General features: G+C 37.9%; 21 protein-coding genes and 1 tRNA gene. 18 read left to right on the forward strand and 4 right to left on the reverse strand.

Going from position 1 to position 24,353, the window contains the following annotated elements; all coding sequences use genetic code 11:
- Positions 1–301: 301 nt before the first annotated feature.
- On the forward strand, positions 302–3,082 hold the full coding sequence (gene ileS, locus IGL23_RS03945; protein WP_010713806.1) for an isoleucine--tRNA ligase: 2,781 nt from the start codon (positions 302–304) through the stop codon (positions 3,080–3,082).
- Between the two features lie 51 nt (positions 3,083–3,133).
- On the opposite strand, the gene zwf is transcribed toward ileS, so the two are convergent.
- From zwf to IGL23_RS03960, 3 genes are all read right to left on the reverse strand, one after another.
- Entirely contained in the window at positions 3,134–4,657 is a 1,524-nt protein-coding gene (zwf, locus tag IGL23_RS03950; protein ID WP_002358895.1) for a glucose-6-phosphate dehydrogenase, read from the reverse strand.
- On the reverse strand, positions 4,657–5,325 hold the full coding sequence (locus IGL23_RS03955; protein WP_002358896.1) for a metal-dependent transcriptional regulator: 669 nt from the start codon (positions 5,323–5,325) through the stop codon (positions 4,657–4,659). The genes zwf and IGL23_RS03955 overlap by 1 nt, the downstream gene beginning before the upstream one ends.
- A 171-nt stretch (positions 5,326–5,496) precedes the next feature.
- A complete protein-coding gene (locus IGL23_RS03960; RefSeq protein ID WP_002355908.1) occupies positions 5,497–5,865 on the reverse strand; it encodes a DUF4828 domain-containing protein in 369 nt (122 codons plus the stop codon).
- 198 nt (positions 5,866–6,063) lie between these two features.
- Between IGL23_RS03960 and sfsA the strand changes: the two genes are divergently transcribed.
- The 16 genes from sfsA (at position 6,064) to IGL23_RS04040 (ending at position 20,789) form a co-directional block, all read left to right on the forward strand.
- Positions 6,064–6,795, forward strand: coding sequence for a DNA/RNA nuclease SfsA (gene sfsA, locus IGL23_RS03965; protein WP_033595185.1), 732 nt, complete (start codon positions 6,064–6,066; stop codon positions 6,793–6,795).
- A 105-nt stretch (positions 6,796–6,900) separates the two neighbouring features.
- Positions 6,901–7,899, forward strand: coding sequence for a Gfo/Idh/MocA family protein (locus IGL23_RS03970; protein ID WP_430619674.1), 999 nt, complete (start codon positions 6,901–6,903; stop codon positions 7,897–7,899).
- A 26-nt stretch (positions 7,900–7,925) separates the two neighbouring features.
- Positions 7,926–9,227, forward strand: coding sequence for a DEAD/DEAH box helicase (locus tag IGL23_RS03975; protein WP_002413956.1), 1,302 nt, complete (start codon positions 7,926–7,928; stop codon positions 9,225–9,227).
- A 44-nt stretch (positions 9,228–9,271) separates the two neighbouring features.
- A complete protein-coding gene (locus IGL23_RS03980) occupies positions 9,272–11,977 on the forward strand; it encodes a sigma 54-interacting transcriptional regulator (RefSeq protein WP_002355912.1) in 2,706 nt (901 codons plus the stop codon).
- A gap of 229 nt (positions 11,978–12,206) precedes the next feature.
- Complete coding sequence (locus tag IGL23_RS03985) at positions 12,207–12,524, forward strand: PTS sugar transporter subunit IIB (protein WP_002355913.1); 318 nt, start codon at positions 12,207–12,209, stop codon at positions 12,522–12,524.
- Between the two features lie 137 nt (positions 12,525–12,661).
- Positions 12,662–14,125: a PTS sugar transporter subunit IIC gene (locus IGL23_RS03990; protein WP_002364646.1), complete on the forward strand. Its 1,464-nt coding sequence runs from the start codon at positions 12,662–12,664 to the stop codon at positions 14,123–14,125.
- 43 nt (positions 14,126–14,168) lie between these two features.
- A complete protein-coding gene (locus IGL23_RS03995; RefSeq protein WP_002355915.1) occupies positions 14,169–14,387 on the forward strand; it encodes a hypothetical protein in 219 nt (72 codons plus the stop codon).
- 13 nt (positions 14,388–14,400) lie between these two features.
- Positions 14,401–14,601 (forward strand): DUF3188 domain-containing protein, encoded by a 201-nt coding sequence (locus tag IGL23_RS04000; RefSeq protein WP_002355916.1) that lies wholly within the window; start codon positions 14,401–14,403, stop codon positions 14,599–14,601.
- A complete protein-coding gene (locus IGL23_RS04005) occupies positions 14,601–15,011 on the forward strand; it encodes a DUF3284 domain-containing protein (RefSeq protein WP_002355917.1) in 411 nt (136 codons plus the stop codon). Before IGL23_RS04000 ends, IGL23_RS04005 begins: the two co-directional genes overlap by 1 nt.
- A gap of 275 nt (positions 15,012–15,286) precedes the next feature.
- Positions 15,287–15,613 (forward strand): PTS sugar transporter subunit IIB, encoded by a 327-nt coding sequence (locus IGL23_RS04010; RefSeq protein WP_002355918.1) that lies wholly within the window; start codon positions 15,287–15,289, stop codon positions 15,611–15,613.
- A gap of 22 nt (positions 15,614–15,635) precedes the next feature.
- Positions 15,636–15,956 (forward strand): PTS lactose/cellobiose transporter subunit IIA, encoded by a 321-nt coding sequence (locus IGL23_RS04015; protein ID WP_002355919.1) that lies wholly within the window; start codon positions 15,636–15,638, stop codon positions 15,954–15,956.
- Positions 15,957–16,021: 65 nt separating this feature from the next.
- Complete coding sequence (locus IGL23_RS04020; protein ID WP_002355920.1) at positions 16,022–17,299, forward strand: PTS sugar transporter subunit IIC; 1,278 nt, start codon at positions 16,022–16,024, stop codon at positions 17,297–17,299.
- Positions 17,300–17,383: 84 nt separating this feature from the next.
- Positions 17,384–18,778, forward strand: coding sequence for a glycoside hydrolase family 1 protein (locus IGL23_RS04025; protein ID WP_010822641.1), 1,395 nt, complete (start codon positions 17,384–17,386; stop codon positions 18,776–18,778).
- Positions 18,779–18,835: 57 nt separating this feature from the next.
- On the forward strand, positions 18,836–20,029 hold the full coding sequence (locus tag IGL23_RS04030) for a GNAT family N-acetyltransferase (protein WP_002378142.1): 1,194 nt from the start codon (positions 18,836–18,838) through the stop codon (positions 20,027–20,029).
- A gap of 320 nt (positions 20,030–20,349) precedes the next feature.
- A tRNA-Arg gene (locus IGL23_RS04035) sits at positions 20,350–20,423 on the forward strand.
- A 33-nt stretch (positions 20,424–20,456) separates the two neighbouring features.
- On the forward strand, positions 20,457–20,789 hold the full coding sequence (locus IGL23_RS04040) for a putative quinol monooxygenase (protein WP_002355924.1): 333 nt from the start codon (positions 20,457–20,459) through the stop codon (positions 20,787–20,789).
- Positions 20,790–20,902: 113 nt separating this feature from the next.
- Here IGL23_RS04040 and ppdK read toward each other — a convergent pair whose 3' ends face one another.
- Complete coding sequence (gene ppdK, locus IGL23_RS04045; protein WP_033595350.1) at positions 20,903–23,548, reverse strand: pyruvate, phosphate dikinase; 2,646 nt, start codon at positions 23,546–23,548, stop codon at positions 20,903–20,905.
- 169 nt (positions 23,549–23,717) lie between these two features.
- Here ppdK and IGL23_RS04050 point away from each other — a divergent pair, with 169 nt between their 5' ends.
- Entirely contained in the window at positions 23,718–24,347 is a 630-nt protein-coding gene (locus IGL23_RS04050) for a helix-turn-helix transcriptional regulator (protein WP_002355926.1), read from the forward strand.
- Positions 24,348–24,353: the final 6 nt, after the last annotated feature.

The following is a 24,353-nucleotide window of genomic DNA, read 5'->3' on the forward strand; positions in this document are numbered from 1 at the left end:
AACGTTTAATGTTTATTCTTAGCAGCGAGTCAATGATAGTGAAAGTTTGACAGACACTGGCATTAAACAGATCCTCTATCCTAGATGCAGTTCTGAACACTTGAGTAGGAACTGCCGGATAATTACCGTTATCAATTTCAGAGAAAGTAGGGGCAACTCTACTTTGAATTTGGGTGGTAACACGAGTACTTCGTCCCTTGGGATGGAGTACTCTTTTTTTATCTACTTTTATCAGCTATCGTTCATCTTTAGTATGAACTAACACAATTAAATCGATAAAATGAAAGCGAGGCAAATGCATATGAAAATGAAAGAAACATTGCAATTAGGAAAAACAGCTTTTCCAATGCGTGGGAACTTGCCAAACCGTGAAGCAGAATGGCAAAAAGACTGGGAAGAAAAAGGCTTATATGAACAACGTCAAAAATTAAACGAAGGAAAACCAACCTTTGTTTTACATGATGGCCCTCCGTATGCAAACGGAAATATTCATTTAGGACATTCTTTGAATAAAATCAGTAAAGATATTATTATTCGTTCAAAATCAATGTCTGGTTTCCGTTCTCCTTATGTGCCTGGTTGGGATACCCATGGTTTACCAATTGAGCAAGTGTTAACCAATAAAGGGGTTAAACGTAAAGAAATGACTGTCGCTGAGTATCGCGAAAAATGTAAAGAGTATGCCTTATCACAAGTCGATAAACAACGTAACGATTTTAAACGTTTAGGTGTGTCAGGCGATTGGGAACATCCATACATTACGTTAGATCCAGAGTATGAAGCAGCAGAAATTCGTGTTTTTGGTAAGATGGCAGAAAAAGGCTATATTTATAAAGGCTTAAAACCAATTTATTGGTCTCCTTCAAGTGAATCTTCTTTAGCAGAAGCAGAAATTGAATACAAAGATGTAAAATCACCTTCTATTTACGTAGCTTTTAATGTGGTCGATGGTAAAGGTCTTTTAGATAACGAGACAGCCTTTGTAATCTGGACGACAACTCCTTGGACATTACCAGCCAACTTAGGTATTTCAGTTAATCCTGATTTTACGTATGTTGAAGTGAAGGCAGACGGTCGTAAATTTGTAATTGCTAAAGATTTATTAGCAACAGTTAAAGAAGCGATTGGTTGGGAAGAAGTAGAAGTCTTGCGAGAATTTTCTGGTGAAAAATTAGATCGTATGACAGCTCAACATCCATTCTATGATCGAACATCACTTGTTATGCTAGGCGACCACGTGACGCTAGATGCCGGGACTGGCTTAGTTCATACCGCACCAGGACATGGGGAAGATGACTATATTGTTAGCCGTAAATATGATTTACCTGTTATTTCTCCTGTTGACAGCCGTGGGGTCTTTACAGATGAAGCACCTGGTTTTGAAGGAATTTTCTATGACAAAGCGAATCCAATGATTACTGAGTTATTAGAAGAAAAAGGCGCGTTATTAAAATTAGATTTCTTTACGCATAGTTATCCACATGACTGGCGTACCAAAAAACCAGTTATCTACCGTGCAACGCCACAATGGTTTGCTTCAATCTCTAAATTCCGTCAAGATATTTTAGATGAAGTTGAGAAAGTTGACTGGCTAATTCCTTGGGGAAAAACACGTTTGTATAATATGATTCGTGACCGTGGTGATTGGGTAATTTCTCGCCAAAGAGCGTGGGGTGTACCATTACCGATCTTCTATGCTGAAAATGGGGAAGCCATCATTACGCCAGAAACAATTGAACATGTAGCGAATTTATTTGCAGAACATGGATCAAATATCTGGTTTATGCGTGAAGCAAAAGAGTTACTACCAGCAGGCTTTACACATCCAGGTTCACCAAATGGCGAGTTTACCAAAGAAACAGATATCATGGACGTTTGGTTTGACTCAGGTTCTTCACATGAAGGAGTTTTACGAGAAAGAGAAGAGTTAACTTTCCCAGCAGATATGTATTTAGAAGGTTCTGACCAATATCGTGGTTGGTTTAACTCAAGTATTACAACAAGTGTCGCTATCAATGGAGTAGCGCCTTATAAATCAATTATTTCTCAAGGGATGGTTCTCGATGGCGAAGGACGTAAGATGAGTAAATCGTTAGGCAATACCATCTTACCTGAAAAAGTTATTAACCAAATGGGGGCAGATATCTTACGCTTGTGGGTAAGTAGTGTTGACGCGGAAGCTGATGTGCGTGTCTCAATGGATATCTTAAACCAAGTATCTGAAGTGTACCGGAAAATCCGTAATACTATGCGTTTCTTGTTAGCGAATACGAGTGATTTTAATCCAGCTGAGCATACTGTAGCTTATGCTGATTTACGTTCTGTAGATAAATACATGACGGTTCGTTTAAATCAAGTCATTCAAGAAATCCGTGAAAATGGTTATGAAAAATATAATTTTATGCATATTTATCGGACAGTTATGAACTTCTTAACGGTAGATTTATCTTCTTTCTATTTAGACTTTGCGAAAGATGTCGTTTATATTGAAGCTGAAAACGATTATCAACGTCGTTGTATGCAGACTGTTTTCTATCAAACATTGGTTTCATTAACAAAATTATTGACACCAATTATTCCACATACAGCGGAAGAAATTTGGAGTTTCTTACAAGAAGAAGAAGAGTATGTGCAATTAGCTGAATTCCCAGGTTACGAAACGTTTACTAATGAAGAAGAATTGATGGATACATGGGCAGCCTTTATGGATTTCCGTGACAATGTCTTAAAAGCGTTGGAAGAAGCTCGTCATTCTAAATTAATCGGTAAATCGTTAGAAGCTAAAGTGACCGTTTATCCAAATGAACAAATTCGTCAATTAATGACAGCTGTTGATGCAGATATTGCTCAATTACTAATTGTTTCCGACTTTGAAGTATCAAAAGAAGTAGCACCTAGTGAAGCTGTTCAATTTGAAGACATGGCTATTTTAGTTGAAAAAGCAGAAGGCGAAACGTGTGACCGTTGTCGTTCCGTTCGTCAAGATGTCGGCTCAGATGAAAAATTACCAACACTTTGTGGCCGTTGCGCACACATTGTTGAAGAAAATTATCCAGAAGCGGTTGCTGAAGGATTCGAATAAACAAGAAAAAAGATCCGCTAGTCGTTAACTAGCGGATCTTTTTTGGCTTATTTATTGCTCAAGTTGCCCGCGGTCACGGTACCAGTTATCTGGTTGCCATTCCCAAGTAAAGCCATCTTTTTCTAATAAGTCGAAGGCAGCTTGCGGGCCCATTGTGCCAGCGGCATAATTAGGGAAAGAAACGTCTGTTTTATCCCAAGCATGTCGAATAATGTCAACAATGCGCCAAGATTGGGCAACTTCGTCCCAATGAGAGAAGTTTGTACTATCGCCATTTAGGCAGTCTAATAGAAGTTTTTCATATGCTTCTGGACTATTTTCAGTCATTTCAGCACTTTGACGGAAATCAAGTTTCACTGGAGTTGTATTAAACCCTTGACCGATTTCTTTTCCATTTAAGGTTAATGAAAATCCTTCAGTTGGTTGGATATAGATAGTTAAAACATTCGGTGGTAAATCGGTTTTATCGCATTCTTCACACGTATCATCTTTGAAGACATTAATAGGTACTTGTTTAAAGACGATGTTAATGCGTGTACCTTTTTCAGTTAATCGTTTACCTGTGCGAACATAGAAAGGGACGCCAGACCAACGGAAATTATCAATTAAAAATTTACCAGCAACAAAAGTTTCAGTGGATGAAGTTTCTGCCACATTCGGTTCATCACGATAGGCTGCAAATGTTTGATCAGCTAGCTGACCTTCGCCGTATTGTCCACGCACGAAATTTTGAAGGGCTTCTTCTTCAGAATAAAGGCGGATGGCACGTAAAGCTTTTACTTTTTCAGTCCGAATTTCTTTTTCAGAAAAGGCAACAGGAGGCTCCATAGAAAGCAATGCAACGACTTGTAAAATATGATTTTGAACCATATCTTTTAGTGCGCCACTGTGGTCATAATAGCCGCCACGATCCTCGACACCTAAGCTTTCAGCGAAGGTGATTTGGACATTATCAATGTAACGATTGTTCCATTGTGATTCAAAAATATTATTGGCAAAACGAATGGCTGAAATATTTTGGATCATTTCTTTGCCTAAGTAATGGTCAATTCGGAAAATATCTTGTTCAGGAAATGCAGCACGAATTTCTTCATTTAATTCGTAGGCAGATTCATAATCAGAACCAAATGGCTTTTCGATAATTAGACGATCAAAGCCTTCTTCCGAAATAATATGTTGTGATTTCAAGTGATTAACAATGGTTCCAAAGAATTGAGGGGCCATAGCTAAATAGTAAACGTGATTGCCTTCTAAGTGGTATTGTTCATTTAGGCGATCAGATAATTCTTTTAAGGTATTATAATGTTCCGTATCATTCACATTATGTGATTGGTAATAGAAATGACTAGAAAATTCAGTCGCCTCTTCGGCCGTGGGATTTAAGTCTTGAATGGTTTCACGAACGATTTCACGATAGTATTCGTCTGTCCATTCCCGACGTGCGGTACCAATCACCGCAAAACGCTCAGCTAATAATCCTTTTTTATATAAGCGGAACAGGGAAGGATACAATTTGCGTTTGGCAAGATCACCTGTCCCCCCGAAAATAGTAAATAATGCTACTTTTTCATTCATTAGTTTTCCTCACTTTCTCTAATCAACGGCTCAACAAAAATTGTGTTTGCTGCTTTAAAGCTGACGGATAATTCTTTGTTTTCATTATAAATGGTGATCGGTCCTTCATATGCAGCAATTTCTTTAATCGTATATTCTTCTTGAATATTTAAATCAATGGAAACTAAATAATCCAGTAATTCTTTTTCGTCTAAGACACGTGCAATCCGAATTTTTGTGCCAACAGGGTAGTCTGTTAACGTTTGGCGTTTCTCCTCATGAATGGGTTGATTATCTTCGGGAATAACACCACCGTGTGGACAAAATTCTGGATGATTTAAATAATCCGCTAAACGGTTCACAAGCGTCTGTGAAGTAACATGTTCTAAAACTTCTGCCTCTTCGTGCACATCATTCCAAGTGTAATTTAAGTGCTCTACTAAAAAGACTTCCCAGATTCGGTGTTTGCGAATTAACGTACTCGCTTTTTTTAAGCCTTTTTCAGTTAATTGTACCCCTTGATAAGGAGAATGCTCAACCAAATCTTCTTTTACTAACTTTGAAATCATCTCACTAACCGAAGCTGCCGAAACATCGAGTCCAGAAACAATTTGTTTATTATTCACTTTAACTTCGTCGCCACCTAATTCAAAAATTAATTTTAAATAGTCTTCGCGATTTGGTGTCATAGGGGCTCATCCTTTCAAAAAAACATCATCCTAAGTTTATCAGAAAAAGGCGCATTTGACTATTTAATAATATTCAAGTTGTAAGAAAACTTTCTGAATGCTTTTGCAAGGGATGTAAAAAAATAAATCACCCACCGCACATACTTCATTTTATGTGTCGTGGGTGATTTATTAATTGTAAATGGCCCGTTCTAGTGTGTAGGTTTCGTCGTCGGCTTCATCGTAAAGCGTCGCAGGGACACCATTTTCACATTGAATGATTAAATGGTAACCTAACTTGTCTAAGATAACTAAGCGTTTAGGGGTTAATTCAACAAGCAAGGCATGCGTTTGTTTGCCATCAATGAAAACATTGAAAGATGAGGTGATTTCTAAGGTGTGTTGCGTGGCTTTCTTCACGTCCACAAACCACCAATGCCCAGTATAGTTGTGTTGAAGCTCCTGTGGGGAAGGGAGCTGTTTATTTTTTTTCCAGAGGATAGAGCCTGCTAATCCAGTAAGTAAAGATGCACCAACCAAGAAAGTCCAATGTTTTTTCAAAGAAATTCCTCCTAACCTTCATTTTCATTTATTCGTCTTCGTTACCTTTATTATATAGAACTTGTCTAAAATATTCGATTAAATCGCTGAGAATTGACAAATATTTAATGATTGACACAAGATAGTAAAATTGTTGGTTTTGGTCTATACTTTTCCTTGTTTTTTTATGGTATAGTGTGTAAGAAAGGAAGTCTGTGTATGAAGTACCCGAATGTCCAACTTGCTTATTTTATCGAACGACCCAATCGGTTTATTGTACACTGTCGTTTAATGGAAACGAATGAAGAAGTGGTCACACATGTCAAAAATACTGGCAGAGGGAAAGAAGTTTTTTTACCAGGTGCTATTGTGGCGCTTAGTTATCAACCATCGCCTAAAAGAAAAACAGATTACGATTTGATTGCAGTAAAAAAAGGTTCTTTTTGGATTAATATTGATAGCCAAGTACCGAATACATTAGTCAATGAAGCGTTAAAAAATGGTCAAATTGTGCTTCCTGGTTTAGTTGGTACGATCCAAACTGTTAAACGTGAGCAACGATTTGCACATTCAAAATTTGATTTTCTAGTGGAAACGGATGCGGACGAACAAGCTTTTGTCGAAGTGAAAGGCATGACTTTAGAAAATAAAGGCATCGGTGCTTTTCCTGACGCGCCAACACTTCGTGGCTTGAAGCATGTCACTGAACTAATGGCTGCAACTAAAGCGGGTTACCGCTGTTACATTTTGTTTGTGGTCCAATTTGAAGAAATTAAGCAAGCAACGATTCACCAAGAGATGCAACCTGCCTTTGCTGAAAATCTGGGTGCTGCAATTGATCAAGGTGTGCAAGTCCTTGCTTACAATTGCCACGTAACACCAGCAACGATTGAACTTAAGTCACAGGTAACCTTTGATTTATTACAGGCATTTGATGATCCTAATAAATAACTTGAAGAACTCCTAGCGCTTTAAGGCAGGGTAATTACGTGACTTTTGTACGAGAGATTACTATTATAAAGAGAGTAAATAAACAAAAAATGGAGGTTTTTGATTATGATACATTTAGGCGTAATTGGTACCAATTGGATTAGTCATCAATTTGTTGCAGCAGCTTTAGAAACGGGTGCGTACGATTTAACGGCTGTTTATTCTCGGAAACTAGCAACGGCACAAGAATTTGGTTCTCGCTATGGGGATGTGGAATATGCAATTGATTTAGAGACGTTTTTTGGTATTGCACATATGGATACGGTTTATATTGCCTCACCAAATTCATTACATTTTGAACAAGCGAAACAAGCAATTTTAGCGAAAAAAAATGTAATTGTTGAAAAACCAGCTTTTTCAACACCTGATGAGATGGCAGAAATTATTGAATTAGCGAATAAAAATCGTGTGTATTTCTTTGAAGCGGCCCGTAATATTCATGAGCAAAGTTTCCAAAAAATTGCTGAATTATTGCCATTAAAAAACCAAATTTTAGGTGCGAATTTTACGTATATGAAATATTCTTCTCGCTATGATCAAGTATTAGAAGGCAAAGAGCCAAATATTTTTTCTCCTCATTTTTCTGGGGGAGCCTTAGCGGATTTAGGCGTTTATTTAGTTTATGCAGCCTTAGGTTGGTTTGGCGTACCAAAGGAAAGCCATTATTTTGCTAATAAAATTGCGACAGGTGTCGATGGCTTAGGAACAATTATTTTACGTTATGATCAGTTTGACGTGACGTTAAATACTGGGAAAATTAGTGATTCTTTTGCGCCATCCGAAATTTACTTTGAAAACGGGACCTTGATTTTAGACAGTGTCAATGCTATTTCTTCGGCTGAGTACCATGATCGCGCACATGAAGAACGTGATGTCTTAGATATTCAAGTAGCCGATAATCCAATGATTGAAGAAGCTCGTGATTTTGCAGCAGTTTTAAATAACCCAACAGATAAGTATTGGGGCACCAAGTATGAAGAATGGGTTGAGCTTGCTCGAAATGTCAATAAAGTAGTCACTGATTTACGTCATAGTGCCGGCATTATTTTTGATGCTGATAAATAAGAATTAAGCGATAGGAAAGGAACAATATGAGATTTTTAGAACAACTTCCAGAGGCTTGGCAAGAACAGTGGCAAGCTTCTGGCTTTAACGAACCATCAACAATTCAAGAAAAAAGTTTTACGCCCCTTCGCGAAGGAGAAAATGTTTTAGGAATTTCGCCGACAGGAACTGGAAAAACACTTGCTTACATGCTGCCTTTACTCTTAACTGTTGAAAAAGGACAGGGAAATCAATTGTTGATTATTGCTCCGTCTCAAGAATTAGCTATGCAAATTGCTGAAGTTGCTCGGACTTGGGCTAAGCCACTTCAATTAACGGTTCAAACGTTAATCGGCGGGGCAAATGTTTCACGCCAGATTGACAAGTTAAAAAAACGTCCCGAAGTGTTAATCGGAACACCAGGTCGAATTTTAGAGTTAATGAAGAATAAAAAAGTCAAAGCTCAGTTGGTAAAAACAATTGTAATGGATGAAGTTGATCAACTTTTCCAAGAGGAAGAGCTAAGTTTAACCAAGCAAATTTTGACACACACACCAACCGAATACCAACTTGTTTTTTATTCAGCGACTGCTGATCGTGTCGTGAATCAAGCGCAATCTTTAAGCCAAAAATTACAGGTGATTGATGTGACGGAAGAAGATACTTCAGCAGGTCAAGTCGCCCACTACTTTATTCGGTTAGCACCAAGAAAAAAAGCTGATTACTTACGTCGTTTGGCCCATACAGAAGCATTCAGAAGCATGGTCTTTTTCAATCAAGTTGCTGATTTAGGTGCAGCAGAAGAAAAATTAGTTTATGAGAATGTGCCAGCTATTGGTCTGGCTTCAGATCAAAGTAAACAGTTGCGTAAATTGGCGATCGATCAATTTAAAGCAGAACGAGTGAAGTTGTTATTAACCACGGATATTGCGGCACGGGGCTTAGATTTCACAGGGGTCCCTTACGTCGTAAACGTAGATGTTCCTTTAACCGAAGAGAGCTATATTCATCGTTCTGGTCGCGTTGGCCGGATGGGTGCACAAGGGGCAGTGATTACGTTTATCAACGACGGCACCAAAAGAGATTATCAACGTTTGATGAAACAATTGGCCATTCCTTATCAGGAAATCTTTTTATATGATGGTGCACTTCATGAGCAGCCAAAAGCCAAAGATGAACTAGAAAAAAAGAATGTAGCCAAAGATACGTATTCAGAAAAAAAGAGTACGAAAGAAAGAAAACCAGAAACAGTAAATTCTGTTGTCAAAGAACCACAAGAAACACGCAAAAAGAAGAAAAACAAAAAGAAAAACACGAAAAACAAAGGAGCTCGTAAAGCGAAGAAATAACGCTTTACGAGCTTCAAGCAGAACGTTGTATCGAGGAGGATTCCATGAAATCTCGGAAGGAAGAAATCTTAGCGTTACTTCAAAAAAATGAAACTGGCTTAACGGCAGGAGCGGTAGCAGAACAGTTAATGATTGATCGCAGTAATGCCAGCCGTTATTTAAATGAATTATTCAAAGAAAAGAAAATTACTAGAAGTACTGGACGTCCTGTTATCTATTCAGTGCCAACAATCAATGAAGGAGAACAAGTCCATGTAGATGAGTCCACCTCTGTTAGTTTTGACACATTAGTAGGTGCCAATGATTCTTTAAAAGTGAGTATTCAGCAGGCCAAGGCGGCTATTTTATATCCACCAAGAGGTTTGCATACGATTATTTTTGGGAAAACAGGAACAGGGAAATCTCTTTTTGCTGAATGTATGTACCGTTTTGCCATTGATTCAAAAACCTTAGATGAAGATGCTCCTTTTGTCTCTTTTAATTGTGCTGATTATGCACAAAACCCACAATTATTATTTGGTCATATCTTTGGCGTAAAAAAAGGTGCCTATACTGGTGCGAATGAAGATAGTCCAGGCTTAATGGCAAAAGCAGATGGCGGGATTCTCTTTTTAGATGAAATTCATCGCTTACCGCCAGAAGGTCAAGAAATGCTCTTTACGTTTATTGATAAAGGCGTGTACCGTCCATTAGGAGAAAGTGGTCAAACCTATGAAGCCTCTGTTCAAATTATTGGTGCGACAACGGAATCCTCAGAAAACTTTTTAACCACTTTTAATCGGCGGATTCCGATGTCGATTACATTACCATCTTTAGATGCACGGACGCTAGATGAGCGTTATGCCATCATTTCGTTATTTATTCAGCAAGAGGCAACACGTTTGGGCCAACAAATTGATATCGAACGCGAAGCAGTTTTGGCGTTCATGTTATACGATGCAGAAGGAAATATTGGTCAGGTGAAGCGGGACTTAAAATTAGTTTGTGCTAAGTCATTTCTTTATTATCGGACGCACAATTTAGAACATTTGGTTATCCGTAAACGGGATTTGTCGTTACCTGTCCAAAAAGGATTATTAAAAATTAAAGAAGTACCTGAGCGCTTGGATCAATTTGTCGATAGTAAAAGTAATTATTTATCTTTCCAGCCAGGCACCAACAAAATTGTTTGGTCACAAGATCCAGCTAGAGACATGCAAGTTTACAATGAAATCGAAGAAAAAGTCGCTGACTTGTCCGAAGCTGACTTAGAAAATGTTGATTTAGAAGAATTGATTTCCAAAGATATGAATGCGTATTTTAAAAATTATGTCGAAGAATTAACCCAACATTCTTTACATAAGGAGTTATTACCAGAAGCTATTTGGGACTTAACGAATCGTCTTTATGATATCGCAGAAGAGCGTTTGGAACACACGTACAACGAAACAGCACGCTTTGCCTTTGCGCTTCATTTACAAAGTACGATTGAACGTGTCAAAGAAGGTCACGTGATTGTCCATCCTGATTTAAATAATGTCCGTAAAAACATGAAAAAAGAATTTCAAGTAGCCTTAGATTTATCTTCTATTATTGAAGAAGAGAACAACATAGAGATTCCTTTCGATGAAATTGGCTTTATTAGTATGTTTTTATCTATTAATGTCGGTAAAGAAGAAAGAACTCCAGAAAATAATGTTGGTGTGTTCGTCTTAATGCATGGGGATTCTACTGCCTCAAGTATGTTGAAAACCGCCCAAGAACTTTTAGGAACGTCAATCGGAACAGCGATGAATATGCCGTTAACGATGGAAGTTCAAACAATGTATGAACAATTACGAAACCAAGTAATTACGCAAAAAGAATCGTTAAATAATGGGATTTTATTACTGACGGATATGGGTTCATTAAATTCGTTTGGAAATATGTTGTTTGAAGAAACAGGTATCCGAACAAAGGCGATTACAATGACGAGCACAATGATTGTCTTAGAAGCTATTCGAATGGCAAGCGTGGGACGAAGTTTAGAGGACATTTACCAAAATATTCAACTTTCTTTTGAAAGCGTTGTGAGAGAACAATTTCGCTCTAGTCTGCAAAAACGTCAAAATGTTAAAAAAGCAGTAATCGTGACGTGCTTTACTGGAGAAGGGGTTGCCGCAAAACTATACCAACGAATCTTACCCGTTATTGATGAAACAAAAGTGGAACTGATTCAAATGCAATTTATTGAACGAGAAACGTTTAAAAAGCATATCGACAACTTGATGGAAGAATATGAAATTAAGGCCATTGCGGGAACTGTGGATGTTGAATATCAAAATATTCCCTTCTTTTCCGTCTATGATATTTTTGATGATGAAAAATTAAATGTATTGAAACGGATTGCTAGTGATGAAGTGGCAATTGATACAATTGTTCATTCACTAAGTGGCGTCATTACTTCTGTGGACTCCTTACAAAAATTAATTCTCATGTTACAAAAAACAGTTCATCAAATACAAACAGACATGCATATTATTGTTGAACCAGGGGTGGATGCCGGAATCATGATTCATTTGGCTTTTCTGGTAGATGCTTTAATTAAAGGAGAAGAAGCAAGAACTTTTCCAAACTTAGCGGAATATGTTAAAACACATCGTTTAGAAATCGATGTCGTACGCACGAATTTTATGTTAATTGAACGGGCGTATCGTGTGACGATCCCGGAAGCAGAAGTTGCGCATGTTACCCAAATGTTTTTAGAAAATGAAATTAAAAGTAAACAATAATAAATAAAAAAAACATCAAGAAATGAGAAAACGCTCTCTTTTTTCTTGATGTTTTCTTTTTGTAAGTTACACACAATTTCATGTGTGTAAGCGTTTTCTTCTAGTGTGTGCACGCTTTTTTCGATGACAAAAGCTGTTATATCAGTATTTTAATGAGGAAAAAACTTGGCACAATTATTGCTATAAATAAAGTGTATAACGTCATAACTTTTAAGGAGATGAAGAAAAAATGGCAAAAAAAACAATTATGTTAGTTTGTTCCGCAGGAATGAGCACAAGTTTATTAGTAACAAAAATGCAAAAAGCAGCAGAAGATCGTGGCATGGAAGCAGACATCTTTGCAGTATCGGCTTCTGAAGCAGATACAAACTTGGAAAATAAAGAGGTGAATGTTTTACTTTTAGGTCCACAAGTTCGTTTCATGAAAGGGCAATTTGAACAAAAATTACAACCAAAAGGGATTCCTTTAGATGTAATTAACATGGCAGATTATGGCATGATGAATGGCGAAAAAGTTTTAGATCAAGCAATCTCATTAATGGGATAAGGAATTAAAACGTTTAGGAAAAGTGAATAGCAAACAAGGATAGTGCATGTTACCAAAGGTTTTGTTTTGTACGCTCGATTCATTCGTTTAATGTACTGCCTTTTTAATAAATATAAATGGATACAGGAGGAATAAAAATGAACGGATTAATGGCATGGATGGAAAAATATATCTTACCAACTGCCGCAAAAATTGGTGCACAGAAACATCTGGTGGCACTAAGGGATGCTTTTATTGGTACATTACCTGCGACAATGGCTGGATCAGTCGCCGTAATGATTAACGCAATTATTCGAGATCTTCCCCAAGAGTTTGTCTCAACTTATGCGGCAAGTTTGGAAGCAGACAAAGGTATTTTTGCAGTATTGAATGTCATCATTGGGATTAATGGTTTTGTTTGGAATGGTACATTGGCTATCGCTGGTTTGATTTTCGCTTTTTCTTGGGGCTATAACTTAGCGAAAGCATACAATGTGAATGAGCTAGCTGGTGGGATTGTCAGTTTAGCTACCTTAATTTCAGGTGTTGCTTTTGCACCAAATAACACAGCTGAATTAGCTGTAAAAGTGCCAGAAAAGATTGCCAACGCAATTAATGGGGCAGAAATTGGTGCGTCAATTGCTAATAATCAATTGACTGTCAATCCATGGGGTTGGTTAAATCTCAATCATTTAAATGGTAACGCTTTCTTTACAGTGATGATTATGGGGGCTTTATCAACCATTATTTTTTGTAAATTAATGCAAGCGGATTTAACAATAAAAATGCCTGATTCTGTACCACCAGCAGTTTCAAAAGCGTTTGCGGCAATTTTACCAGCAACAATCGCATTGTATGTCGTAGCAATTATTAACTTTACGGTGTCAAAACTTTCAGGCGGTCAATTATTAATTGACTTAATTCAAAAATATATCGCGGAACCGTTCCTTGGGTTATCACAAGGACTAGGCGCTGTGTTAATCGTAACAGTTTTTGTTCAAATTTTCTGGTTCTTTGGTATTCATGGGCCAAACGTTTTGGCACCAGTTCTTGAAGGAATTTGGGGACAAGCACAATTAATCAATATTGATATTTTCCAAAAAGGTTATGAAGGAAAAACAGGAACAGCTGCGGTTTTAGCCGCTATTGACGACGGTAAAGCCTACATGTGGGTCCGTGGTTCGTTTGATGCTTTTGCTTGGTTTGGTGGTTCAGGCGGTACAATTGTCCTAATTATTGCAATCTTGTTATTCTCCAAACGAGCAGATTATTTAACAGTCGGTAAATTATCATTAGGACCTGGGATCTTTAATATCAATGAACCGATTATGTTTGGTTTACCAGTTGTTCTTAATCCAATTATGTTTATTCCATTTGTAATTGCGCCATTAGTTGCTACTACAATTGGCTGGGTTGCAACGTATCTTGGGCTAGTCGCCCCAGTTTCTCAACAAGTCGCATGGGTGACACCGCCGTTGCTATTATCTTTCTTGGCGACAGGTGCTGACTGGCGCGCACCAATCGTAGCGTTGGTATGTATGGTAGTCACTTTCTTGATTTGGACACCGTTTGTTATCGCTGCTAACAAAATGGATCCTGCATTAGGCGAAAGTGAGCAATAGGCAATAAAAACAGCAATTACTTGTATAGAAAGGAGCGAGCGGCATGATTTCGATTGCAAGTGCAATGAAGCAAGAGGAAATTATTACTTTACTAGAGGCATATCAAGGGGAAAATGAAACATTTACTTTTAAAGAAAAGAATGGTATTAAGTTATTTTTTGAAGTTGAAGGAGACCCTGAAACTGCTGCACAAGTTGCAAAACAGCTGATTAAGGAACAACCTTGGGGTGGCGTTTTATATTTCCAAGCAACGGTAGTCTAAAAAGATAGGATGGATGAAAATGATTAGAAATGGATTATTTTTATGTAGTATTGGCTTCTTGATTGTTTTGTATTCGTTGAATCCGAGCTCCTTAAACTATGATTTATTAAGTCTGACAACCGGGATTTTTTTCATTGGACTTGGTGGTTACCTGTTTTTTAAAGGAAAAAAAGTTGCTGAAGAAGAGGCGACAAAGGATGAGGTGAAACGGTAATGGAAATTACGAAAACATTAACTATTTCAGCAGATGAATTTTACACGCAATTAATGAATTCTGTTATTTTTGATATCCGTAAGCAAACAGGCAAAACTCTTACAAGAAAGCAGTTACGTAAGTTTGAATATATCAAAGAATATAGTAAAAATAGTCGCGCGAAAATAGTTATTGAAGAAGCTGTAGAAAATAAGACCTATCAATTTCGAACATCCACAACTAAAAATGATTTCTCGGTGCGGTATGAGCTCCAGCCAATTGATGAAAAAAGCTGTGAACTGCGTTATACAGAAACAATGGTTTCTTATGGGGCGTTACAAAAACTGAATGATGCAGTATTAGGTATCTTTTTAAGTTATTTTAAAAAGAAACAGTTTTATAAAATGCTTAAAATGATGGAAACTGCTTAAAGGGAAAAAGTAGCTTTTGTCCAGTTGATTCTCTTCAGCTTTAGAAAGTGAGCGATGAGTCGTTTCGACTTATCGCTCACTTTTTTTTGTTGCCCTATTATTTTGGAAACGCACACAAAAAAGCTGTGTGTAATCGTTTTATTTTTAGTGTGTACACGCTTTCCATGTTGAAAAACGTTGTCATATCAAGGTTTCTAATGTGTTAAAACTTGGCACGCTTCTTGCTTATATAAAGGTGTAAAGCAAAACAAAGAGAATTTAGGAGATGAAGGAAAATGGCAAAAAAAACAATTATGTTAGTTTGTTCCGCAGGAATGAGCACAAGTTTATTAGTAACAAAAATGCAAAAAGCAGCAGAAGATCGTGGCATGGAAGCAGACATCTTTGCAGTATCGGCTTCTGAAGCAGATACAAACTTGGAAAATAAAGAGGTAAATGTTTTATTATTAGGCCCACAAGTTCGTTTCATGAAAGGGCAATTTGAACAAAAATTACAACCAAAAGGGATTCCTTTAGATGTAATTAACATGGCGGACTATGGCATGATGAATGGCGAAAAAGTTTTAGATCAAGCAATTTCATTAATGGGATCATCAAACTAGAGCAGAAAATGGGGTAGAGGTAATGGACGGACAACAGAACTTAGAAGCAATCATGGGTTTAATCATGTATGGCGGAAATGCTAAAAGCGATGCAATGGAAGCGATTGCCGCAGCAAAATCGGGGGATTTTGAATTAGCAGACAAAAAAATTGCAGATGCAGAAGAATCACTTGTACATGCACATCATTCGCAAACAGGAATGTTAACAGAAGAAGCAAAAGGCAATAACATGCAAGTAACATTGTTAACAGTGCACAGTCAAGATCATTTAATGACTGCGATTGCATTTACAGATTTAGCAAAAGAAATTATCGATCTTTATCGCCGTATTGATAACGAGTAATCTCGTTGTCAATGCGTCTTATAAGAAAAACGCGCTTGAGAAAGCGTTAATTAGGAGGAATAACAATGGACGGATTTGTTCAATGGATGGAGAAACACTTTATGCCGAAAGCGTCAGTTATCGCAGCGCAACGGCACTTGGTAGCAATTCGTGACGCGTTTGTCGTAACGATGCCATTAATGATTTTAGGGGCTTTGGCGGTATTAATTAATAATATTCCAATTCCAGGATATGAGGACTTTTTAAACAAAATTTTCCCAATGATGTATAACGATGCACCAATTTGGAAAAGCTTTGGTGGCAACATTTGGAACGGTACATTCGCAATCTTTGCCGTTTTAGTAGCCTTTTTAGTAGCACACAATTTAGTTAAATCTTATGGAAAAGACGGCATTGCAGCCGGTACAGTTTCTGTAGCTTCATTCTTCGCAGTTGGCGGCTTAGAAGGCATGGGCGCAACTGGATTATTTATTGCTTTGATTATTGCACTTATTTCAGGAGAACTATTCCAACGTTTATCTGGCAATCCTAAATTAGTTATCAAAATGCCTGATGGTGTACCACCAGCAGTAGCAAAATCATTTGCGGCATTATTACCAGCAATGATTACAATCAGTTTATTTAGTTTAATTACATCAATTCTATTTGCTTTAGGAATTGACAATATCGTTATTTCATTCTATGAAGCAGTTCAACAACCATTTATGGGACTTGCAAACAGCTACCCATCAGCATTATTGTTAGCTTTCATTACACCATTCTTATGGTTCTTTGGTTTACATGGTGCCAACATGGTTGACCCATTAATGCAAACAATCAACGTACCAGCGATTGATGCGAACATTAAAGCTTTAGAAGCAGGTAAAGCAATTCCTTATATTGTAAACAAACCTTTCTTTGATTCATTTGTAAACTTAGGTGGAACAGGAGCAACATTAGGTCTGTTAATTGCTATCTTTATCGTTGGTCGTCGTAACAAACCATACAAAGTCATTACAAACTTAAGTTTAGCACCAGGACTATTTAATATTAATGAACCAGTCATGTTCGGTTTACCAATTGTTTTAAACCCAATTATGTTTATCCCATTCATTTTAGTCCCAATGGTTCTTGTAACTGTTGCGTATGTGGCGACAGCAACTGGTTTAGTACCAGCTGCAACCTTTATGCCACCTTGGGTAACACCACCAATTATTGGCGGATTTTTAGCAACGAAGAGTATCGCCGGCGGAGTTTTAGCAGCTGTTAACTTATTGATTTCTATTTTGATCTACATGCCTTTCGTAAAAGTAGCAACAGATCAATACTTGAAACAAGAAGCAGCCGCAGAAGCAGCTGAGTAAAAAATCGAAGGATTGAATCGTCCGGACTCTTACGGAGGGTTCAATCCTTTTTTTTAATGATTAAATCGTAAAGGAGCAAATAACATGAAATATCAATTTCCAGAAAATTTTTGGTGGGGTTCTGCAGCCAGCGGTCCTCAAACAGAAGGCGTTTTTGAAGGTGATGGTAAAGGTCAAAATATTTGGGATTTTTGGTATCAAGAAGCGCCAGAAAAATTTTTTCAACAAGTCGGTCCAGATAAGACCTCACAATTTTATAAAAAATACCAAGAAGATATTCAGTTAATGAAAGAAACGGGACATAACTCTTTTCGAACATCCATTCAATGGAGCCGTTTAATTCCAGATCCTACAACAGGAAAAGTCAATCAAACAGCAGTTGATTTTTATAATCAAGTGATTGATGATTTATTAGAACAAGGGATTGAGCCCTTTATGAACTTGTATCATTTTGATATGCCGATGGTACTTCAAGAAAAAGGTGGTTGGGAAAGCCGTGAAGTGGTTGATTTGTATGTTGACTTTGCCAAAACCTGTTTTGAATTGTTTGGCGATCGCGTGAAAAAATGGTTTACGCACAATGAACCAATTGTACCAGTTGAAGGTGGTTATCTCTATGGCTGGCATTATCCTGATAAAGTGAATCTAAAAGAAGGGATTCAAGTACTCTATCATGAAGCTTTAGCTAGTGCCAAAGCGATTGCCGTCTATCATTCTATGAACTTATCAGGTGAAATTGGCATTATTTTAAACTTAACGCCGACTTATCCTCGTGATGAGCACAACGAAGCCGATGTAAATGCGGCTAAATTTGTCGATGGTTTCTTTAACCGTTCGTTTTTAGACCCGGCTGTTAAAGGTCATTTTCCAGAAGATATGGTTGCTTGGGTGAAAGCAAATGACTTGTTGCCAGAAACAACACCAGAAGATTTAGCAATAATTGCTGAAAATACTGTGGACTTATTAGGAGTAAACTACTATCAACCACGTCGTGCCAAAGCAAAAGAAACACCTGTTGAAACACGACCAGAAGGCTTACTTCCAGAAGATTTTTATGATGTCTACGATATGCCTGGCAAAAAAATGAATCCTTACCGTGGCTGGGAAATCTACGAAAAAGGCATTTATGATACATTAATGAATTTAAAAGAAAATTATGGCAACATTCGCTGCTACATTTCAGAAAATGGCATGGGCGTAGAAGGAGAAGAACGCTTTGTCAATGAACTAGGAGTCATTGAAGATGATTATCGGATTGAATTCGTGCAGGATCACTTGAAATGGGTGCACCAAGCGATTCAAGAAGGTAGTAATGTTCAAGGATATCATATGTGGACGTGTATGGATAACTGGTCTTGGCTCAATGCCTATAAAAATCGTTATGGCTTCATCGCTGTGGATTTAGATGATGATGCGAAACGGACCATTAAGAAAAGCGGTCGTTGGTTCAAAGAAATGACAGCAAATAACGGCTTTTAGAAAGAGAATCGTTTCTGTGATAAAATGAATTGATACAATGTGCGAGGAGGAAAGAAAATGACAACTAAAAGAGTCAAAAAAATGGGCAAAGAAGAAATGAAAGAGATGTTTGATCTTGTCATCTATGCTTTTAATCAGGAACCCACGGCGGAACGCCAAGAACGTTTTGAAAAATTGTTGTCACATACGCAAAGCTATGGCTTCCTAATTGATGAGCAATTAACAAGTCAAGTGATGGCGACACCTTTTCAAGTGAATTTCCATGGTGTCCGCTATCCCATGGCTGGAATTGGCTATGTGGCTTCTTATCCAGAATATCGTGGTGAAGGCGGCATCTCTGCTATTATGAAAGAAATGTTGGCTGATTTAGCGAAACAAAAGGTTGCCCTTTCTTACTTAGCACCGTTTTCATATCCATTTTATCGTCAATATGGTTATGAACAAACATTTGAACAAGCGGAGTATACAATTAAAACGGAAGATTGGCCACGTGTTAAACGAGTTCCAGGTACCATTAAACGAGTTTCTTGGGCTGACGGTAAAGAGGTCATTAAAGACGTATACCTTGAAAATCAAAGAGCGCACTCTGGTGGTGTGATCCGTGAAACTTGGTGGCTGGATTATACGCTGAATCGTGCCAGTAAACCAAATAATCAAGCGATATATTATTCGTCAGAAGGGAAAGCAGAAGGCTATGTGATTTATCGGATAGCTGCTGGCACCTTTGAAATCGTAGAATGGAACTATTTAACTAATACAGCTTTTAAAGCTTTAGCTGGGTTTATTGGCTCACATAGTGGTTCCGTTCAATCGTTCCATTGGATTAATGGTTTTGCTGGAAAAGATTTAAATGATTTAATGCCAACGCCAGCAGCTTCTGTAAAAATTTTACCTTACATGATGGCACGAATCGTTGAGTTACAAACATTTCTGGAAAAGTATCCATTTCAATCAGGAGAAAAAGAAACGTATTCTTTAGAGATTGAAGATTCCTATGGGCCATGGAATGAAGGTATTTGGACAATCACAATTGACGAACAAGGAAAAGCGACAGTGACTAAAGGTGCTGTGGAAAAAGAAGGGACTGCTGCTTTGAAAGCAGATATCCAAACGTGGACACAACTATTCTTGGGCTATCGTTCAGCAGAAACGTTATCTTTTTATGAACGCTTGCAAGGAGACGCAACGACAGTTCAACGTTTAGGCCAACGTTTAGTCAAAGGCATGCCAATTTTAGAAGATTATTTTTAAAAGTGTGTTTATTCGCAAAAAATGACAGAACCTACTATAATAAAAATGTAAAAAGAATTATTTTAGAAAGGTGATGGGGACAATGGCGAAAACGAAACAAGAAAAAGTTGCACGCAATAATAAAATTGGGCAATATATAGCTATTGCGACAGGACTTTATTATTTAGGAAAAATGATTCTTGATCGGCGGCAAAAAAAATAATAGATAAAAGAACGACGTGTTTCACTGAAAGAAAGTATCACGCATAATTGTTTATGCGTGATACTTTCTTTTTGTCTATTGACAGATGTAGTGAAGACTTCTAAAATTAAAACAGATTGTTCTCGTAGCTCAGTAGGATAGAGCAACCGCCTCCTAAGCGGTAGGTCGCTGGTTCAATTCCAGTCGGGAACGTAAAAAGGCAAGTAAATTTAGGGGGGAAGACAGATGGCGATTACTATAAATATTTATTATAGTGGGACAAATGGAGGTGCAAGAGAATTTGCCAAAGAAATGATTGCTAGCGGAATTGTAGAGGCGATTCGTGCAGAAAAAGGGAATAGTCGCTATGAATACTTTTTTCCAATGGACGATGAAGAAACAGTTCTGCTGATTGATAGTTGGACAGATCAGGAAGCATTAGACAAACACCACGCTTCTCCAATGATGACCCGTATTACGGAACTTAGAGAAAAATATGATTTGCATATGAAAGTAGAAAGATATGTATCAGATGTAACAGACCCCTTGACAAAAGATGCCGCGTTTATAAGAAAATAACCAGAGTGCAATCATTGATCTTAAAATTTAGTGCTAGGAACATCAGCCGTTTCGACTGATGTTCCTAGCACTTTTTATCTTGTAAGGATGAATCATTTGTTACACACGTTAAATTAAAGAAGGACCATTTGTTCTTCAGTCACAGCCGGTTCGGTTAAAATTTTGGCTTGGGCAGCTGCGAGTTTCGCAATAGGTACCCGATAAGGTGAGCAAGAGATGTAGTTTAGGCCAAGTGTTTGGAAAAACGTGATGGATTGCGGATCACCACCGACTTCTCCACATACGCCAATACTCATGTTTGGTTTAGTGCGACGCGCTTTCTCTACAGCTAATTGAATCAGTTGACCAACACCTGTTTGATCTAGTGATTGAAACGGATCTTGGGTAATGATTTTCTTTTCCCGATACGTATTAATGAATTTACCGATATCATCACGAGAAAAACCATAGGTCATTTGTGTTAAATCATTTGTTCCAAAGCTGAAAAAGTCTGCTTCTTCTGCTAACTGATCCGCAATCAGACAAGCTCTAGGTAGTTCAATCATTGTCCCGATTTCGTAAGGGAAAGGAGTCATTTTATGTTCTTCAAAGAGACCGTCAATCGTTTCTTTTAAAATGCGTTTGAGATAGAGAAGTTCTTCTTTTTCGGCGATTAGAGGAATCATCACTTCTGGATAAACAGTAATTCCTTCTTTGACTAATCGAATGGCACTAGTAAATAAGGCTGTAACTTGCATTTTGTATATTTGTGGTTGGGTCACACCTAAGCGACAACCACGATGGCCCAACATTGGATTGGTTTCTTGTAACCGTTCAATTTGTTTGGCGATGGTCACTGGGAACCGTTGTAGTTGCTTCGCCAATAATTGAATATCATTCTTTTCATGAGGCAAAAACTCATGCATCGGCGGATCTAACAAGCGGACCACCATGGGCTTGTCTTGAACTACTTTCAGCATTTGATAAAAGTCTTCCTGTTGAAAATGAAGAAGTTGCTCCAACGCATAGGTTGCTTCCTTTTCAGACTCTGCTAAAATCAGGCGACGCATTTCCAAGACACGCTCTTCACCGAAAAACATATGCTCTGTTCGCGCTAAACCAATCCCCGCTGCGCCAAAACGGATAGCAGTCTCTAAATCTTGTGTAGTTTCTGCATTGGCACGAACAGTTAAATCAGCATACGCATCTGCCAAAGACAAGAGCTCTTGAAGGTCATCGTTATTATCAGCAGAAATTGTAGGAATTTCGCCAAGATAAATTTCCCCCGTTGAGCCATCGACGGAAATGATTGTTCCTTCTAAGATGACTTGTGGCCCGCAGTGTAGTTGCTTGGTTTCTTCATTGACGGTTAAACTTTCACAACCAGTCACACAGCAAGTTCCCATTCCTCGTGCGACCACAGCGGCATGAGAAGTCATTCCGCCACGACTGGTCACAATTGCTTCGCTTACAACCATGCCTTCAATATCTTCTGGTGAAGTTTCTTGACGAACAAGAATGACTTTCTTTCCTAGATTGGTCAGTTCTTTGGCTTTTTCTGCTGTAAAAACAATTTGGCCACTTGCTGCACCAGGACTAGCAGGAAGTCCCATAGCTAAACGTTCCATGTGTTGTCGTTTCTCTTGATCAAACACGGGATGAATTAATTGATCAATCGTATCAGGTGTCACACGCAACAGTGCTTCTTGTTTAGTAATGCGATTTTCTTTGGCTAAGTCTAAAGCAATTTTAACCGTAGCTGCGGCGGTTCGTTTCCCGTTTCTTGTTTGTAAAATATATAATTTTTCATTTTCAATGGTAAATTCAATATCTTGCATGTCACGATAATGATATTCTAAAAGTTCTGCGTAATGGCGAAAATCTTGATAAACTTTTGGCATAGTCAAACGTAAACGACGAATGGGTTCTGGCGTCCGAATACCAGCCACTACATCTTCTCCTTGCGCGTTCAAAAGAAACTCTCCAAACAGTTGATTTTCCCCTGTGACCGGATTTCTAGTGAAAACAACGCCAGTGCCACTGTCTAGTCCACGATTGCCGAAAACCATTTCTTGAATATTGACAGCTGTACCTAAATCATGTGCAATATGATGTAAGTTTCGATAAACCACCGCACGTTGATTATTCCATGAATCAAAAACAGCTTTGATTGCTTCAAAAAGTTGTGCGACAGGGTCTTGCGGGAAGACCACATGATGTTGTTCGAAAACTTCTTGGTAGCGGACAATCAAGGCAAAATGATCTGCTTCTTGAAAAGCGGTGATTTTTTTGTTTAGCTCTTGTTCCAAGCGCTCTTTTTGTTGGTCAAATAATTCTTTGGGAATGTGATAGACGACGTCTCCAAACATTTGAATAAGTCGGCGATAACAGTCAAAAGCAAAACTAGGAGAGGTTAAGGTCGCAAATTTTTTCACACGTTGATCATTTAAACCTAAATTTAAAATAGTATCCATCATACCAGGCATCGAGAAGGCAGCACCGCTGCGAACGGAAACTAAGAGAATCTCATTGTCCGCGGTAAAAGATTTGCCTGTTTCAGTTTCTAGATTTTTAACCGCTTTCAAAATTTCTGATTGTAAGTGTTCTTCAAAGAAAGTAGCATCTGCCAAATAGTCCATACAGCAACGGGTTGTAATCGTGAATCCTTGTGGAATTGGCAAACCTAAGCGTGTCATTTCTGCCAAGTTTGCCCCTTTACCACCAAGAGTCTCTTTACCTTCATTGTGTGTTTCGTTAAAAGAATAAATAAACTTTTTCATGCGTGACCTCCGTTTAATATGTGTCTTATATGTTCAATAAACATCATAATAGACAGGAATAAGTTTGTCAATAGAAAAAAATTCTTGTCAATATGTTGAAAAAACAATAAATATGTGTATAATTGTAAGCGAATGCACAATTTGTTTAAGAGGAATTGAGGAGGAAATGATGAAATTAAGTAAACGACAAGAGCAAATTATCGCTGTTGTAAAAGAGCATCAGCCAGTTAGTGGTGAACGCATTTCGGACATACTAGCCGTTTCACGTGCGACATTGCGTTCTGATTTGTCTTTTTTAACACTTTCAGGAATTTTAAAAGCAAGTCCGAAAGTTGGGTATACTTACGAAAGTGATAATATGGAGGCTTTTTTCTTTTTTGATGTTTTTCAAACAAAAGTTCAGGAGATCATGAGTCCACCATTGATGGTTGCCCAAGACACCTCAATTCGAGATGCGATTACCAACTTGTTTATGTATGATGTCGGTTCTCTTTATGTCATGGATGAAGCAAAAGAATTATTAGGGGTTTTGTCACGAAAAGATTTATTACGGGCCTCTTTAAATACAAATATTGATGGCACACCTGTTGCTGTTTGTATGACAAGAGTGCCACATGTGAAAACCTGCACACCAGAATTTACTATTCTTGAAGCTGCTGACACTTTGCAAAAATACGAAGTGGATTCTTTGCCAGTCGTTGAAAAAGAAAATCCTAAAAAAGTTATTGGAAAAATTACGAAAACGAAAATTTTAACCTATATTACGCAACAAGCGAAAGAAGCCGCACAAAACAGATAAGGGAGC

Origin of the sequence: Enterococcus sp. MSG3299, from assembly GCF_050555765.1 — a bacterium.
In the GTDB taxonomy this organism is placed as follows: domain Bacteria; phylum Bacillota; class Bacilli; order Lactobacillales; family Enterococcaceae; genus Enterococcus; species Enterococcus faecalis.

Excerpts from the sequence above, each read along its gene's own strand:
- ileS (WP_010713806.1), top strand. The coding sequence starts at position 302 with ATGAAAATGAAAGAAACATTGCAATTAGGAAAAACAGCTTTTCCAATG.
- zwf (WP_002358895.1), bottom strand. The coding sequence starts at position 4,657 with ATGAATGAAAAAGTAGCATTATTTACTATTTTCGGGGGGACAGGTGAT.
- IGL23_RS03955 (WP_002358896.1), bottom strand. The coding sequence starts at position 5,325 with ATGACACCAAATCGCGAAGACTATTTAAAATTAATTTTTGAATTAGGT.
- sfsA (WP_033595185.1), top strand. The coding sequence starts at position 6,064 with ATGAAGTACCCGAATGTCCAACTTGCTTATTTTATCGAACGACCCAAT.
- IGL23_RS03970 (WP_430619674.1), top strand. The coding sequence starts at position 6,901 with ATGATACATTTAGGCGTAATTGGTACCAATTGGATTAGTCATCAATTT.
- IGL23_RS03975 (WP_002413956.1), top strand. The coding sequence starts at position 7,926 with ATGAGATTTTTAGAACAACTTCCAGAGGCTTGGCAAGAACAGTGGCAA.
- IGL23_RS03980 (WP_002355912.1), top strand. The coding sequence starts at position 9,272 with ATGAAATCTCGGAAGGAAGAAATCTTAGCGTTACTTCAAAAAAATGAA.
- IGL23_RS03985 (WP_002355913.1), top strand. The coding sequence starts at position 12,207 with ATGGCAAAAAAAACAATTATGTTAGTTTGTTCCGCAGGAATGAGCACA.
- IGL23_RS03990 (WP_002364646.1), top strand. The coding sequence starts at position 12,662 with ATGAACGGATTAATGGCATGGATGGAAAAATATATCTTACCAACTGCC.
- IGL23_RS03995 (WP_002355915.1), top strand. The coding sequence starts at position 14,169 with ATGATTTCGATTGCAAGTGCAATGAAGCAAGAGGAAATTATTACTTTA.
- IGL23_RS04000 (WP_002355916.1), top strand. The coding sequence starts at position 14,401 with ATGAAAATGATTAGAAATGGATTATTTTTATGTAGTATTGGCTTCTTG.
- IGL23_RS04005 (WP_002355917.1), top strand. The coding sequence starts at position 14,601 with ATGGAAATTACGAAAACATTAACTATTTCAGCAGATGAATTTTACACG.
- IGL23_RS04010 (WP_002355918.1), top strand. The coding sequence starts at position 15,287 with ATGGCAAAAAAAACAATTATGTTAGTTTGTTCCGCAGGAATGAGCACA.
- IGL23_RS04015 (WP_002355919.1), top strand. The coding sequence starts at position 15,636 with ATGGACGGACAACAGAACTTAGAAGCAATCATGGGTTTAATCATGTAT.
- IGL23_RS04020 (WP_002355920.1), top strand. The coding sequence starts at position 16,022 with ATGGACGGATTTGTTCAATGGATGGAGAAACACTTTATGCCGAAAGCG.
- IGL23_RS04025 (WP_010822641.1), top strand. The coding sequence starts at position 17,384 with ATGAAATATCAATTTCCAGAAAATTTTTGGTGGGGTTCTGCAGCCAGC.
- IGL23_RS04030 (WP_002378142.1), top strand. The coding sequence starts at position 18,836 with ATGACAACTAAAAGAGTCAAAAAAATGGGCAAAGAAGAAATGAAAGAG.
- IGL23_RS04040 (WP_002355924.1), top strand. The coding sequence starts at position 20,457 with ATGGCGATTACTATAAATATTTATTATAGTGGGACAAATGGAGGTGCA.
- ppdK (WP_033595350.1), bottom strand. The coding sequence starts at position 23,548 with ATGAAAAAGTTTATTTATTCTTTTAACGAAACACACAATGAAGGTAAA.
- IGL23_RS04050 (WP_002355926.1), top strand. The coding sequence starts at position 23,718 with ATGAAATTAAGTAAACGACAAGAGCAAATTATCGCTGTTGTAAAAGAG.